Annotated in this window: 13 protein-coding genes; 5 read left to right on the forward strand and 8 right to left on the reverse strand. The window is 60.5% G+C overall.

The window, feature by feature from the left end:
- Window positions 1-42: 42 nt before the first annotated feature.
- From ACMUVN_RS18520 to ACMUVN_RS18535, 4 genes are all read left to right on the forward strand, one after another.
- Window positions 43-1374 (forward strand): extracellular solute-binding protein, encoded by a 1332-nt coding sequence (locus tag ACMUVN_RS18520; protein WP_047616729.1) that lies wholly within the window; start codon window positions 43-45, stop codon window positions 1372-1374.
- 56 nt (window positions 1375-1430) lie between these two features.
- Entirely contained in the window at window positions 1431-2297 is an 867-nt protein-coding gene (locus tag ACMUVN_RS18525) for a carbohydrate ABC transporter permease (RefSeq protein WP_028756725.1), read from the forward strand.
- A gap of 3 nt (window positions 2298-2300) precedes the next feature.
- Entirely contained in the window at window positions 2301-3122 is an 822-nt protein-coding gene (locus ACMUVN_RS18530; protein ID WP_028756726.1) for a carbohydrate ABC transporter permease, read from the forward strand.
- A 128-nt stretch (window positions 3123-3250) separates the two neighbouring features.
- Window positions 3251-3640 (forward strand): RidA family protein, encoded by a 390-nt coding sequence (locus tag ACMUVN_RS18535; RefSeq protein WP_414815366.1) that lies wholly within the window; start codon window positions 3251-3253, stop codon window positions 3638-3640.
- On the opposite strand, the gene ACMUVN_RS18540 is transcribed toward ACMUVN_RS18535, so the two are convergent.
- The 6 genes from ACMUVN_RS18540 to ACMUVN_RS18565 all read right to left on the reverse strand — a co-directional run bounded on the left by ACMUVN_RS18540 (window position 3637) and on the right by ACMUVN_RS18565 (window position 9701).
- Window positions 3637-4218 (reverse strand): NAD(P)H-dependent oxidoreductase, encoded by a 582-nt coding sequence (locus tag ACMUVN_RS18540; RefSeq protein ID WP_132574843.1) that lies wholly within the window; start codon window positions 4216-4218, stop codon window positions 3637-3639. The two genes, ACMUVN_RS18535 and ACMUVN_RS18540, sit on opposite strands and share 4 nt — an antisense overlap.
- The gene (locus tag ACMUVN_RS18545) at window positions 4215-5624 is read right to left on the reverse strand and encodes an FAD-binding oxidoreductase (RefSeq protein ID WP_132574845.1); all 1410 of its coding nucleotides are present in this window, start codon (window positions 5622-5624) and stop codon (window positions 4215-4217) included. Before ACMUVN_RS18545 ends, ACMUVN_RS18540 begins: the two co-directional genes overlap by 4 nt.
- Window position 5625: 1 nt before the next feature.
- The gene (locus ACMUVN_RS18550; RefSeq protein ID WP_132574847.1) at window positions 5626-6939 is read right to left on the reverse strand and encodes a cytosine deaminase; all 1314 of its coding nucleotides are present in this window, start codon (window positions 6937-6939) and stop codon (window positions 5626-5628) included.
- Window positions 6939-7793 carry an ABC transporter permease gene (locus ACMUVN_RS18555; RefSeq protein ID WP_047616733.1) on the reverse strand — a complete coding sequence of 285 codons (855 nt, stop codon included), beginning with the start codon at window positions 7791-7793 and terminating at the stop codon, window positions 6939-6941. Before ACMUVN_RS18555 ends, ACMUVN_RS18550 begins: the two co-directional genes overlap by 1 nt.
- On the reverse strand, window positions 7793-8617 hold the full coding sequence (locus ACMUVN_RS18560; protein ID WP_047616735.1) for an ABC transporter ATP-binding protein: 825 nt from the start codon (window positions 8615-8617) through the stop codon (window positions 7793-7795). The genes ACMUVN_RS18555 and ACMUVN_RS18560 overlap by 1 nt, the downstream gene beginning before the upstream one ends.
- A 67-nt stretch (window positions 8618-8684) precedes the next feature.
- Complete coding sequence (locus ACMUVN_RS18565; RefSeq protein ID WP_047616737.1) at window positions 8685-9701, reverse strand: ABC transporter substrate-binding protein; 1017 nt, start codon at window positions 9699-9701, stop codon at window positions 8685-8687.
- A gap of 183 nt (window positions 9702-9884) precedes the next feature.
- On the opposite strand from ACMUVN_RS18565, the gene ACMUVN_RS18570 reads away from it, so the two are divergent.
- Window positions 9885-10874: a LysR family transcriptional regulator gene (locus tag ACMUVN_RS18570; protein ID WP_028756733.1), complete on the forward strand. Its 990-nt coding sequence runs from the start codon at window positions 9885-9887 to the stop codon at window positions 10872-10874.
- Here the strand turns inward: ACMUVN_RS18570 and ACMUVN_RS18575 are convergent.
- Together ACMUVN_RS18575 and ACMUVN_RS18580 are read right to left on the reverse strand one after the other, a co-directional pair.
- Window positions 10837-11634: a creatininase family protein gene (locus ACMUVN_RS18575; protein ID WP_047616739.1), complete on the reverse strand. Its 798-nt coding sequence runs from the start codon at window positions 11632-11634 to the stop codon at window positions 10837-10839. The two genes, ACMUVN_RS18570 and ACMUVN_RS18575, sit on opposite strands and share 38 nt — an antisense overlap.
- A 137-nt stretch (window positions 11635-11771) precedes the next feature.
- Entirely contained in the window at window positions 11772-12668 is an 897-nt protein-coding gene (locus ACMUVN_RS18580) for a LysR family transcriptional regulator (RefSeq protein WP_254962670.1), read from the reverse strand.
- Between the last annotated feature and the right edge of the window lie 78 nt (window positions 12669-12746).

A 12746-nucleotide genomic window follows, 5' to 3' on the forward strand; every position in this document is an offset into this window, starting at 1 on the left:
AAACATGGATTCAGACGTAACAATAAGAGAAAGGGAACTACGATGACATTGAACAGAACGTCCTTATCAGCCCTTGCCCTGCTTCTCGCAAGCGTTGCTTTGCCGGGCACCTCGAATGCGACAGTGACCGTTCTTGGCTGGCCGGGTGGTTCGGAAGAAACGGCGCTTCGTGCGACCGTCGAAGCCTACAACGCCACTGCGGGCATCAGCGACGCCGACAAGGTCGAACTCTTATTCTTCAACCGGGAGGGCTTCTACGACAAGCTGCAGGCCGACATGGCAGCGGGGTCGACTGCCTTTGACATCAACCTCGTTGCCACCTACTCGATCGGCCGTTATGCACCGTACATGGAGCCAGTCGACCTCGGTAGCGATGCCGCAAAGACGTTTGGCGAATCCGTGCTGAAGACCATGCAGTTCGACGGCAAGCAATATGGAGTGCCGACAGATCTGTCGCTGCACTTCATGTATTATCGCAAGGATCTGATCGATGCGCTGATGAAGGACGATGCGGCAAAGGCGAAATATGCTGAAATCTCCAAGCAGTATCTCGGCAAGGAATTGCAGCCGAAGGACCCGGATAACTGGACCTGGGACGACTGGGCGGCAACGGCTCTCTACTTCTCGAAGCAGGTGAATTCCGAAAGCCCCGTGCGTTATGGCACCGTATTGCAGATGAAGAACCTGCTCTTCAACATGATGGTGTTCCAGTCGCTGCCGCGCTCCTATGGCGCAGACTGGACCGACAAGGACGGCAATGTCACCGTTGATTCCGATGCCTACAAGACTGGCCTTGAACTCTACAAGAAGCTTTACGACGCCGGCGCTTCGCCTAAGGATTCGCTGAGCTATGAATATGCCGAGACCAATGCCGCCTACGGTGCCGGGCAGGCTGCCACGGCACTTCAGTGGAATGCCGCTGCGGCGGATCTCACCAATGCCGAGAAAACCCCCGCAGTTGCCGACGTCACCGGTATTGTGGCACCGCCGGCCGGGCCGAACGGACGCGCCGACCATATTCACGGTCTTGGTCTCGGCCTCAACAAGAACGCCAAGAACAAGGACGGCGCCGTCAAATTCCTGAAGTGGCTGGCGACCGAGGATGCGGCCCTGCTCTATGCACGAAGCGGCGGCTCTCCGGCTCTTGCGCCCGACGTGGTGGCGAAAGTCGCCAAGGAACGTCCTGATCTCGTCAAACTCGGCGAGTTTGCCAGCAGGTACGGCTACGTGATGAACGGTGCGACTTCGGCTAACGCACTCTCCGTCTACGAATTGCAGGCGAAAGAGTTCACCGGCTACTGGTCGGGCCAGCAGAGCCTTGATGACGCGCTGGCTCATGCGAAGGCTGGCATGCAGGACCTCCTGAAGAAGTGATATTCGCCGGACGCCCTGTCTTTTGCAGGGCATCCGGCCCCAGCCGGCGGATCGAAATGGCCATAGTAAGACGTGCCGAGGGAAGAGCCTATCTCACGCCGCTCGTGGGTTTCCTGCTGCTGTTCCTCGGATTTCCCGCAGTCATCAACATCATCTATTCCGTCTCGACGGTCGATTTCCAGACACTGCGAAGTCCGACGCTGAGCGGCTTCGGCAATTACCTGGCGGTGCTTGCCGATCGGGATTTCTGGCGCGCCATTTTCTTTTCGCTGCGCTTCGGCATCTTGACGGCGCTTATCGAATGCCTGCTCGGCCTGTTTCTTGCGATTTTTCTGGCGCCTCTTCTGTCAAAGCGCTCGGTCCTTATGGCGCCCCTCATGCTGCCGCTCATGGTGGCGCCGGCCATGATCGGACTGATGTATCGCCTGGTGCTGCACGAATTTGCCGGGCCGGTGCCCTATTATCTCTTCGAGTGGTTCGGCGACAGCCCGGCCTTCCTCGACGTCGCTCACGCATTCTGGACGCTGACCGTGGTCGAAACGCTGCAATGGACGCCGTTTGCCTTTCTGCTGTTTTACATGGCCTATGTCGCCGTGCCGCTCGACGTGCGCGAGGCGGCCGCCCTCGACGGCGCGTCGGCAATCAAGCTGCTTTGGTTTATCGAGCTGCCGCTGATGCTGCCGACGCTCATGATCGCCTTCTTCATTCGCTTCATCGACGGCTTTCGTGTTTTCGACAACGTCTACGCGTTGACCGGCAGCGGTGCGGGCGGCTCGACCATGTCGCTGTCGATCTATATCTATCAGGCATTTTTCAAGGAGGGTGCGATCGGCAAGGCGGTGGCGGCTTCCGTTGTTCTCTTCCTTGCCTCGCTGCTCGTGCTCTATAGCCTCAACTGGCTGGCCGGCCGCAGGAGGACGTGAGCGATGATGAACACGCTCCGCTGGATCGTTTTTGCCGCCGCAGCTCTTGCGATGAATTTTCCGATCATCGTCACGCTCGTCACGTCGTTCAAAAGCGCGCGCGAACTGTCGGTCAATCCCGGTTTGTGGATCAGCCAGCCGACTCTCGAAAACTACCTGCGGGTTTTAACGCAGACGGACCGTTTCAATATCTATTCCTACCTCTGGAACAGCACCGTCGCTTCGTTGATCGGCACGGGGCTTGCGATCATGCTCGCCTTTCCCGCGGCCTATGCGATCGCCAGGAGCGAAGCGGGCAAGCACACGCTGCTGCCGATCATCGTCAATCTGCGCGCCGTGCCGCTGATCATTTTCGCCATCCCGCTCTACATGATGTACCAATGGCTCGGTTTGCTCGATACCCAGCTCGGTCTCGGCCTGATCCTGACCATCGTCAACACACCGCTGGCGCTTGTCATTCTCGTCAATGCGATTTCCGACGTCCCGCTCGAACTGGACGAAGCGGCAAAGGTGGATGGCGCGAATTCGTTTCAGATCATGATCCGCATCATTCGGCCGGTCGTGCGTCCTGCACTGGTGACGACCTTTATCTTCGGCTTTATCACCGCCTGGAACGAGTTCCTCTTCGGTCTGATGCTGACGACAAACAAGGCGGTGCCGATGACCGTTGGCGCTTCCTTCTTTTTTGCGGCAAGCGGCGGCGGCGTGCAATGGGGGACGGCATCGGCCGTGATGATCCTCGGCGCGCTGCCTCCAGCCTTTCTAGGCCTCCTCATGTATCGGCAGATTTCCGGCTCGATGATCTCGGGTGCTGTCAAGGGCTAGTATCAGTTGAAGGCGTTCATCCTGCCTTGTCGCAAGACATAATGGGCGCTGGCCGATATTCTCATATTCCGCCGCGTCCTGTAGAGTCGCGGTATCTGCAGGCCTATGAGAAAATTTCAGAGCGATCGATGAAGAATACCTTCAATCCGGCCTCGGTGCGCCGGCCTTTCGGAAATTACAATCACGGCCTGCTCGTGCCGCCCGGCGCATCGCTGTTGGTCACTTCGGGCCAGTTAGGTATCGGTCTCGACGATACTGTTCCGAGCGACGTGGCCGCGCAGGCGGAACTCTGCTTCGAGGCGATCAAGGCGATCCTCGAAGAGGCGGAGATGAGTTTTGCCGATGTGATCCGCATTTCGGGGTTCGTCACCCGGCGCGAAGACTTTCCGGCCTATATGGCCGTGCGGGATCGCTATACCCTCGATCCGAAGCCGGTTTCCACTCTGATCGTCGTCGGCGGCTTTACGCGGCCGGAATTCTTCGTGGAGGTCGAGGTGACGGCGGCGAAGATTTTTTAAAAGCGCTCCATCGCGTCTCCGACGCGGGTGAGGAATTTTGCCCGCGTCTCCGGCGTGCAATTGTTCATGTCGTAATGGGCGAGGAAGGTCACCGGCCTCGCCGGATTGATCTGCGCCCTCAGCACTCTCTTGACGACCTTCTTCGGCGGGTTGCCGGCGGCGAAAGCGCGGAAGGGCGTTGCGCCGTAGGTCAGGACGGCGGCGAGTTTGCGGATGTGGCGCAGCCGCGATTCCACCTTGCCATTGACCAGTTCGAAGGAAACGCCCGGCAGCCATACGCGGTCGAAATATCCCTTCAGGATTGCCGGAAAGCCGAAATTCCAGATCGGGGTGCAGATCACCAGCCCCTCGGCCGCCTTCAGCCGCTCGACATGCGATTCCACCAGTTTCAGATTTTCCGGATAGTCGTGATAGACGAGCCGGTCGCGGCGTGAGAGCACCGGATCGAACTGCTCTTCGTAAAGGTCGCAGCCATCCACCGTATGCCCGGCCTTCTCAAGGCTCTCGACGGTCTGCCGGTAGAGCGCCTTGCCGTAACTTTCCTCGACCGGGTGAGAGTGGAGGACGAGAACCCTCATGAAGCCTCCATCAGGGCCGCGAGACCGGGGAAGAGATAGTTCTTGCCGGCGTTGAAATCGAAATCGGGATTTTCCCAGGCAATCATCTTGCCGGGATTGAGCAGGCCTTTCGGATCGGTTTCCTGCTTGAAGGCAAGCTGCACCGTGTCGGTGCGCTTCATGCCGCCTTCCTCAAGCGTATAGCGGTGCGGGTTGAAGATCGGGCATCCATTGTCCTGGTGGATCTTGATGATCTCTTCCAGCCGCTCCTCGGTGGTATAGCGCACTAGCGGCAGGCCGGAGCACTGGATCTGACCGTCGAATTTGATGAATTCGAGATGACCCGGCACTTCGTCGCCGAAGATCTCCACCATCTTCCGCACCTTGGCGACATGGTCCGGTCCCGGATATTGCACCTGCAGATAGGTAAAGTTCGGGTCGACCTTAAGGGCGCGCAATGTCGTGTGGTTCCAGGCCAGCTCATAGGCATGCGGAATGCCGCGCATGCTTTCCACCGTGTCGGAACGGAACATGATCTCGCCCTTCTGCGCCGCGGTGAAGGCAAGAAAAGCATCCAGGGAGTGCGGCGCGATCATCAGCACGACGATCGACTGGCCCTGACGGATGTAGGGCTTGTGGCGGGTGAAATAGTCGCAAGGAATGGGAGCCGCGATCGGCGCGATTTCCTTCACGAGGATGCCGTTGCATTTGGCGAGCGCGTCGGAAAAGCGCACCGCGTCCATGAAGTCGTCATAGCCGACGAGCACATCGACCCAGTCATAGGCAGGCGCAAGCGGCATCTCGATCTCGGTGATGATGCCGTTCGTGCCGTAGGCGTGGCTGACTTTCTGGAGATCCCAGCCGGTGAGATCGAGCACACGTGGCTCGGCCTCCATGGTGACGACGCGCAGGCGCAGGATGTTGCCAAGGTCGCGCAAGCCGCCCCAGGTGATCGAGCCGACGCCGCCCGAACCGCCGGCGATGAAGCCGCCGACCGTCGCCGTCTGGGCAGTGGAGGGGTGGAAGCGCAACTCCTGGCCGGAATGGGCCTTGGTCTGCTTGTCGAGCTGGGCAAGTACGATGCCGGGTTCGCAGACGACGCGGCCGGGATGGATCTCCTTGATTTTGTCCATGGCGGCAAGATTCAGCACGATGCCGCCGGAAAGCGGCATGGCCTGGCCGTAATTGCCGGTGCCGGCGCCGCGCGGCGTGACCGGCACGTCGTGGGCATAGGCGATCTTCAGCGTCCGGATGACCTCTTCCTCGGTCTTCGGCGTGACGACGAGATCGGCGGAAACATTGTCGAGCTGCGCCTTCAGGATTGGCGAGTACCAATAGAAATCCCGGCTCTTCTGGCGCACCAGCGCCGGATTGTCCTCGACGGCGATGCCTTCGAGTTCCTTTTTGATCTTCTGATAATCGGCCATGTCAGGCTCCAACGACGCTATCGAGTTCACGGTAATCCGGCAGGCTGCGGTCGATCACCTTGCCGCGGCGAAGCACGACACGGTCAGACTGCGGACGGGAAAGGAATTCACTCCAGCGCCGCGCGCTGAAGAGCACGAGATCGGCCGGATCGCCGGCGGCGATGCGGCCCTTGTCCGGCCGTCCGACGATGGCGGCGGGCGAGGTGGTGACGACACGCGCTGCGGTATCGAGCGGGTGGTCGAGATGCAGAATCCGCACCGCTTCGCGGAAGACCTCCACCGGATCGAGATCGCCATAGGCATAGAAGGGGTCGCGGGTATTGTCGGAAGCGACCGCGGTCGCGACACCGGCGGCAGCCAGCTCGTGGAACAGGGTGACACCGCGCCAGCGCGGGGTGCGGCCGGCATAGCGGTCCTGCAGATACATGTTGCACATCGGCAGCGCGATGACCGCTATGCCTGCCTTGGCGACCAGCTCGACGGTGCGCGCTGCGGTGTCTTCTTCCTGGCGGGCGAGCGAGCAGCAATGGCCGGCGGTCACCTTGCCCTCGAACCCGTTGCGCAGCACGGCCTCGGCGATCGCCTTCAGCGTCTCGGCGCCGCGATCATCCGTCTCGTCGACATGCAGATCGACATCCAACCCATGCTCTGCGGCAGTCCTGAAGAGCGTGTCGAGCTGCCAGATGAGCTCCGGCCCCATGCGCGTGACGCCGCCAAGCAGGCCGCCTGTTTGCCGGACGACGGTGACGAGATCGGTAAAAAAGGAGCTGTCCGCCATGGCGTCCAGCGGGAAGAGGGCGACGGCCTGCAGCGCGATCCTCTCCTTCCAGGCATCGCGGATTTCGGCAAAGACCTCGAAGGAGATGCGGTGCTGGGGCGCCAGCGAATCCAGATGGGTGCGGATCAGGCTGGTGCCGTGGGCATAGGCGGAGCGCAGCGAGAATTCCATGCGCCGTTTCACGTCCGCGGCCGACCAGTTGGCTTCCCGGTCGGCCCTGACGGCATCGAGCGCGCCCATGAAACTGCCGTCGGGATTAGCCTGACGCGGCCAGATATGGCCCTTGTCGAGATGGGTGTGGATATCGGCAAAACAGGGCCAGACCATGCCGTCCTTGAGATCGATCCTGGCATAATCGGCGGGTGCGGCGCCAGCCGGCCGGATGGCGGCAATCGTACCGTCGCTGATGACGATATCGACCGTGGCGAGTCCTTCCGTAACCGGCACGTCGACAGGCTCGACGGTGACGGCGGGCACCGTCGCATTGCTCAGCACGAAGCGGGCCGCATTTGGCGGGGATATGAAGGAATAGGTCATCAGTTTTCCCGTTTGATGCTGCTTTCATGCCAGCGGTGGAGGCTCAGCCAGGCGATGAGGGTGGTAAGGCCGAAAATGGCGACCCCAAGCATGGAGAGCATCAAGAGCGCAGCGAAGAGCCGCGGTATGTTCATCCGGTACTGCGCTTCCAGCAGGCGGAAAGCGAGGCCGGAGCCGGCGCCGGCGGAGCCCGCGGCAAATTCGGCGACGACGGCGGCGATCAGCGCAAGGCCGCCGCCGATGCGAAGACCGGTCATGAAATAGGGCTGGGCGGCTGGGATCTTCAGATGGATCAGCGTCTGCCAGCGCGAGGCGCCGTAGAGTTCGAAGAGGTTGATGAGGTTATGGTCGACGCTCTTCAGGCCCTGCACCATGTTTGACAGGATGGGGAAGAATGCGACGAGGAAGGCGCAGATGAGCAGCGCCACCTGCGTGGAGGGAGCGTAGATCAGGATCAGTGGCGAGATCGCCACGATCGGCGTCACCTGCAGGATCACGGCGAGCGGATAGAAGGCGATCTCGATCCAGCGTGATTGCACGAGAAAGATCGCAAACCCCACGCCGCCGATCAGCGCCAGTATCAGCGAGATGAAGGTAATCTGGGTCGTGACCCAGAGGGCAGGCGCAAGCGTACCCCAATCATTGACGAAGGCTGCCGCCACGGCGCCGGGTCCGGGCAGGATGTAAGGCGGTACGCCCGAGAGCACCACGTAAAGCTCCCAGATGATGATGAGCACGGTGATGACCAGGAAAGGCACGGCGATGCGCAGTGCCAGGTCGCGCCGCCCGACGTTCGCCGGTTTGGCGACGGGCAGGGATGCGACTTCGGCAGTTTGGATGCTTTCGACGCTCATCAGTGCTCCTCCGATCCGCCGATCGCCTCGATCAACGAACGCGATGCCGTCTCGCAGGCCTGCCGATATTGTTCCGAGGTTCGATAATGCGAATCCCGCTCGAGGCTGGTCATCAGCGGAAAATCGGCATGCACGCGGCCGGGTCTCGCCTTCATCACCACGATCCGGTTGGAGAGGTAAGCGGATTCGAAGACCGAATGCGTCACGAAGATCACAGTGATACCCGTCGTCTGCCACAGCCGCAGCACGTCGTCGTTGAGCTTCTGGCGGGTGATTTCGTCGAGCGCCGCAAAAGGCTCGTCCATCAGCAGCAGCTTCGGCTTCGTCACCAGCGCACGGGCGATCGATACGCGCATCTTCATGCCGCCGGAAAGTTCTCGTGGATAGGCATCGGCAAAATCTTGAAGACCGACGGTCGCCAGCGCTTCCACAATCCGGTCACGGGCTTCCGCCTTTGAAATCCCCCGCAATTTCAACGGCAGGTAAACGTTGCCGAAGACGGTCTTCCACGGCATTAGCGTCGGCTCCTGGAAGACGAAGCCGATATCGCCCTCGGGCAGGCCTTTCGAATTGATGCGTGAACTCGGCCAATCGATCTTGCCCGCGGTGATGTCGCCAAGGCCGGCGATGATGCGCAACGCCGTGGACTTACCGCAGCCGGAAGGGCCGAGGAGGCTGATGAACTCGCCGCTTTCGACCGTCAGCGACATGCCTGAAAGCGCTGTCGTGCCGCTGGAAAAGACCTTCGACACCGATTGCATGACAACCAGCGGCCGCTTTTTCGTTTCCTTCGAAGGCACCGCCTTGGGTTCGGCTAGGGACATATTCTCGCTCGTTTGTCGAAGGGATGCGGTCCGCCGCCAGGCAGGCGGCGGACCTGGCCTGGGAGGCTTATTTCTTCAGCGCCATTCCGGTGCCCTTGCACACGAACTTCGTCGTAAAGGCCTTGGTATAGTCGGTCTCGGTCTTGAACACCTTGATGGCGGTCATCTCGTCGAAGAACTTCTTGTAATGGGCGTCGGTAATGCAGCCGATGCCCTTGTCGAGGCTGTCGCCGGATTCGATGATGCCGTATTCCTTCATCTTGGCGATCGAATAGGCGATCTGGCCGTCGGTTATTTCAGGATTGTCCTTCTTGATCAGTTCGTTCGCCTTGGTGTTGTCGCCGTAGAGGTAGTTGTACCAGCCTTCGATCGAGGCATCGACGAATCGCTGCACCACATCGGGCTTGCCGTCGAGCATCGCCTGCGTCGTCGTGATCATCGTCGAATAGGGCGAGTAGCCGTTGTCGGCGAGCAGGAAGACCTTCGGCTCGAAGCCTGCCTGTTTCTGGATCTCGTAGGGTTCCGATGTCAGGTAGCCCTGCTGGGCGGAGTCTTTGTCTGCGAGGAAGGGGGCGGGGCTGAAGTTATAGGGTTTGTACTGCTCGTCCTTGAAGCCTTTGAAGTTGGCCTTCATCCATTCGAAATAGGTGAGGTAGCCGTCCTTGCTGAGGAACAGCGTCTTCAGCTTGGCGAGGTCCTCGAACTTGTCGACGCCGTTATCCGGATGGGCGATCAGCACCTGCGGATCCTTTTGGAAGATCGCGGCGACATCGACCAGCGGAATGCCCTGCTCGACGGCGGAAATTTCTCCCTGCGGACCGCCCATGTAGAAATCGAGCTTGCCGGAGATCAGGAGCGCGCTGTTTGCCGCATTCGGGCCGCCCTGGACGATGGTGACGTCGAGGCCGTATTTCGCATAGGTGCCGTCGGCGACGGCCTGGTAGAAGCCGCCATGTTCAGCTTGGGCAAGCCAGTTCGTCCCGTAGCTCACCTTGTCGAGGGCAAGCGCCGGCGAGGCGGCGGCAAGCATCGCGGCAAGGCCGAGGCAGCTCAGGAATTGCGTCTTCGTCAGTGCTTTCAACATGGTCGGCAGTTCCCCTTTTTAACCGAAGGAAGCCTTGGTCGGCTCCCTTTTAAGGGAATTTGAGCCATTGCGTTGCGCTTTGAAAAGCATCAAAATTCGTGCGCATTGATGCCTTTTCGGCATCTGTCGGAAAGCTGAAGATAATTTGTGCGCCCTGCGTAAAATTTATGCACCGGAGAGATCATGCTGCACTCCAGACGCCTTCTTTACATCAACGAGATCGCCCGTTCCGGTTCGATCCGCAAGGCGGCCGCGCGCCTCAATGTTGCGTCATCGGCGGTCAACAGGCAGATTCTGGCGCTGGAGGAAGAGATCGGGGCGCCGCTTTTCGAGCGGCTGCCGCGCGGTTTGCGGCTGACGGCTGCCGGTGAACTCTGCATCGAACATATCCGGGACGTGCTGAAGAATTACGAGCGCCTGGAGGGGCGCATCCGCAGCCTCAAGATGCAGCAGGCTGGGAAGGTGCGCATGGTGACGACCGTCGGCCTTGCCGCCGGGCCGCTGCCCGAAATCATCGCGCGCTTTCTTTCAGAGCATCCACGCGTCTTCGTCCAGCTGCGCAACGATACCGGCGGCACGACGGCCAGCCCCGTTGTATCAGGCGAGGTGGATATCGGTCTCGGCTTCAATATCCCGGCCATGCCGGGGATCCGCACGCTCGGAAATTTCGATATTCCGATCGGTGTCGTGCTGCCGCCGGGCCATCACCTGATCGGTCCCGGGCCGATCAACCTTGCCGATGTCACGCAGGAAAAACTGGTTCTGGCGCAACCGGGCACCAGCCTGCGCGAGGTGATCAACCTTGCCTTTGCGCGCTTGCCCATCCCTGTCGAGCCGGTGCTGGAAACCAATGCATCGGAGATGCTGAAGCAACTCGTCAAATGCGGCACCGGGCTGACGCTGCTCAATCCGCTCGACGTCATCACCGAATGCCGGCGCGGCGAACTCGTCTTCCGTCCGATCGCCGAGCCGCATGCGCGTTACCAGCAGATGAAGCTGTTTGCGCGCGCCAGGGCGCCGCTCGACGCGGCCACCAGCCTTTTCGTCGAATATCTGCTCGCCGAACTGCTCGGCCTGGTGCAGGAATTGCAGGCCAAGGGCCATATCCCACCTGATACGAGATCCGCGGCCGAGCCTATTTCACATAGAGATTCGAAAGTGGATAGGCCTTGAGGTCTTCAAGCAATTCAACAAACCCCGTGACCTGATGGCGGCAGATCGCTTCGCCCTTTTCGGCGGTGGCGATCGAGGCATCGCCGACCACGCCGAGGGGGTTGAGGTCATGCGCGATCCAGGCCAGCGAATGCGGCGGCAGGGGCTGAAGATATTTGGATTGCTGCCGCATCCGTTCGGCCTTCGAGGCGAAATTCTCTGCCTTGTCCATACGCACCAAGTCGGGGCGGAAGTGCAGCATCAACGATGTCTCGACATCGCCGCCGTGAATGCCGTATCTGCTCTCGTGATCGCTGACCATGCCTTCCGGGTGGCCGAACCGGCCCCATTGCGTGGAGACCACCGCCATTTGATGGCGCACGCGCAGTTCACGCGCGACGATGCTCATGACGTCGACATTGCCGCCGTGGGAATTGACGATCACCATCTTCCTCAGCCCGGCTTCCGCAACCTTTGCGCCAATCGCCGTCCAGACGGGGATGAGCAGCTCTGCACTGAGCGACAACGTGCCGGGGCCGTAAATATGTTCGTTGGCCTTGCCGATCTCCTGTGTCGGAAGGACCAGGATGTCCAGATTCTCCGGCCGCTGCCTCTTCAGCTCCGCCAGCATGCCGGTCGCGATGGCGACATCGGTTGCGATCGGCAGATGCGGGCCGTGCTGTTCCGTCGAGGCGATAGGCAGAACGGCAATCGTGGTCTCGGGGCAAAGGCCGGCAAAATCATATGTGTTGAGCTCGTTCCAGTAAAACGGCGTCGCCATGCGGTCGTCCCCTTTTCGTCACCTGTCTTGACAGGAAGTAGGGAATAACGATGAGCGCGAAAAGCATCATTTTGTGTGCATGGCGCTGCCTTTTCGAGTGCGCCAATACCCCAACTGCAGTTGCCTCCGGTGTGATGCTACCGGGATCTGAACCGGAAGGCCTCGACGAAGGCGCTGAAGGCCGGCGAGAAATGGCGGCGGCTGGGATAGTAGAGATGATAGCCTTGGAAGGTCGGGCACCAATCGGCAAGGACCTGCCGGAGCAAACCGGTTTCAACGTATCGTCGGATGAGGTCCTTCGGCAAATAGGCGAGGCCGACGCCGTCGAGGGCGGCATCGATCGCCGATCCGATATGGCTTAGGATCAGCTGGCCGTCGACGCGGACGCTGAACTCGCGTGCGTCCTTCTCGAATTCCCAGGCATAGAGCGCGCCCGAGGTTGGCAGCCGCAGGTTGACGCAATTGTGGAGGGTCAGGTCTTGCGGGCTTGCCGGCACGGAACGGCGGGCGAAATAATCGGGTGATCCGACCACGGCATAGGAGACATCGGGGCCGATGCGAACGGCCACCATGTCGCGTGCAACCGCCTCGCCCAGCCGAACGCCGGCGTCGAACTGACGCTCGACGATATTCGTGAATCCGTTGTCGATAATGAGCTCCACGATGATATCAGGATAATCTCGCAAGAAGGCTGAGAGTCTTGGACGAAAAACCAACTCGATGGCGTCGTCGGGACATACGATGCGGACATGGCCCGAGGGCTTGTCGCGCAAGGCGCTGATTGCGCTGATCTCGGCGGCAATGATTTCGAAATGGGGTTCGATGCTCTCCACCAGGCGCTCCCCGGCCGCCGTCGGCGCGACATCCCGTGTCGTACGGGAGAGGAGGCGGACGCCGAGCCGTTCTTCCAGTGCCCGGATCGTATGGCTGAGGGCCGAGCGGGTGACACCCAGCTTGGCGGCCGCGCGCGTGAAGCTCCGCTCTCTGGCCACTTCGAGAAACGCCCGCATCTCGGTGAATTCGTCGCGCCGCATTGGTGAATCTCCTTCATCACAACATGCAGATTATAGCCGCTAGTCTGTCAAAACCAATCCGGCTATCTCATTCCGCAA

It is taken from the genome of Rhizobium sp. IY2, from assembly GCF_047532935.1.
Taxonomy (GTDB): domain Bacteria; phylum Pseudomonadota; class Alphaproteobacteria; order Rhizobiales; family Rhizobiaceae; genus Rhizobium; species Rhizobium anhuiense.

Coding starts and splice junctions, on each gene's coding strand:
- ACMUVN_RS18565 (WP_047616737.1), bottom strand. CDS start 9,701: ATGTTGAAAGCACTGACGAAGACGCAATTCCTGAGCTGCCTCGGCCTT.
- ACMUVN_RS18580 (WP_254962670.1), bottom strand. CDS start 12,668: ATGCGGCGCGACGAATTCACCGAGATGCGGGCGTTTCTCGAAGTGGCC.
- ACMUVN_RS18520 (WP_047616729.1), top strand. CDS start 43: ATGACATTGAACAGAACGTCCTTATCAGCCCTTGCCCTGCTTCTCGCA.
- ACMUVN_RS18525 (WP_028756725.1), top strand. CDS start 1,431: ATGGCCATAGTAAGACGTGCCGAGGGAAGAGCCTATCTCACGCCGCTC.
- ACMUVN_RS18545 (WP_132574845.1), bottom strand. CDS start 5,624: ATGGCCGATTATCAGAAGATCAAAAAGGAACTCGAAGGCATCGCCGTC.
- ACMUVN_RS18530 (WP_028756726.1), top strand. CDS start 2,301: ATGATGAACACGCTCCGCTGGATCGTTTTTGCCGCCGCAGCTCTTGCG.
- ACMUVN_RS18575 (WP_047616739.1), bottom strand. CDS start 11,634: ATGGCGACGCCGTTTTACTGGAACGAGCTCAACACATATGATTTTGCC.
- ACMUVN_RS18555 (WP_047616733.1), bottom strand. CDS start 7,793: ATGAGCGTCGAAAGCATCCAAACTGCCGAAGTCGCATCCCTGCCCGTC.
- ACMUVN_RS18560 (WP_047616735.1), bottom strand. CDS start 8,617: ATGTCCCTAGCCGAACCCAAGGCGGTGCCTTCGAAGGAAACGAAAAAG.
- ACMUVN_RS18540 (WP_132574843.1), bottom strand. CDS start 4,218: ATGAGGGTTCTCGTCCTCCACTCTCACCCGGTCGAGGAAAGTTACGGC.
- ACMUVN_RS18550 (WP_132574847.1), bottom strand. CDS start 6,939: ATGACCTATTCCTTCATATCCCCGCCAAATGCGGCCCGCTTCGTGCTG.
- ACMUVN_RS18570 (WP_028756733.1), top strand. CDS start 9,885: ATGCTGCACTCCAGACGCCTTCTTTACATCAACGAGATCGCCCGTTCC.
- ACMUVN_RS18535 (WP_414815366.1), top strand. CDS start 3,251: ATGAAGAATACCTTCAATCCGGCCTCGGTGCGCCGGCCTTTCGGAAAT.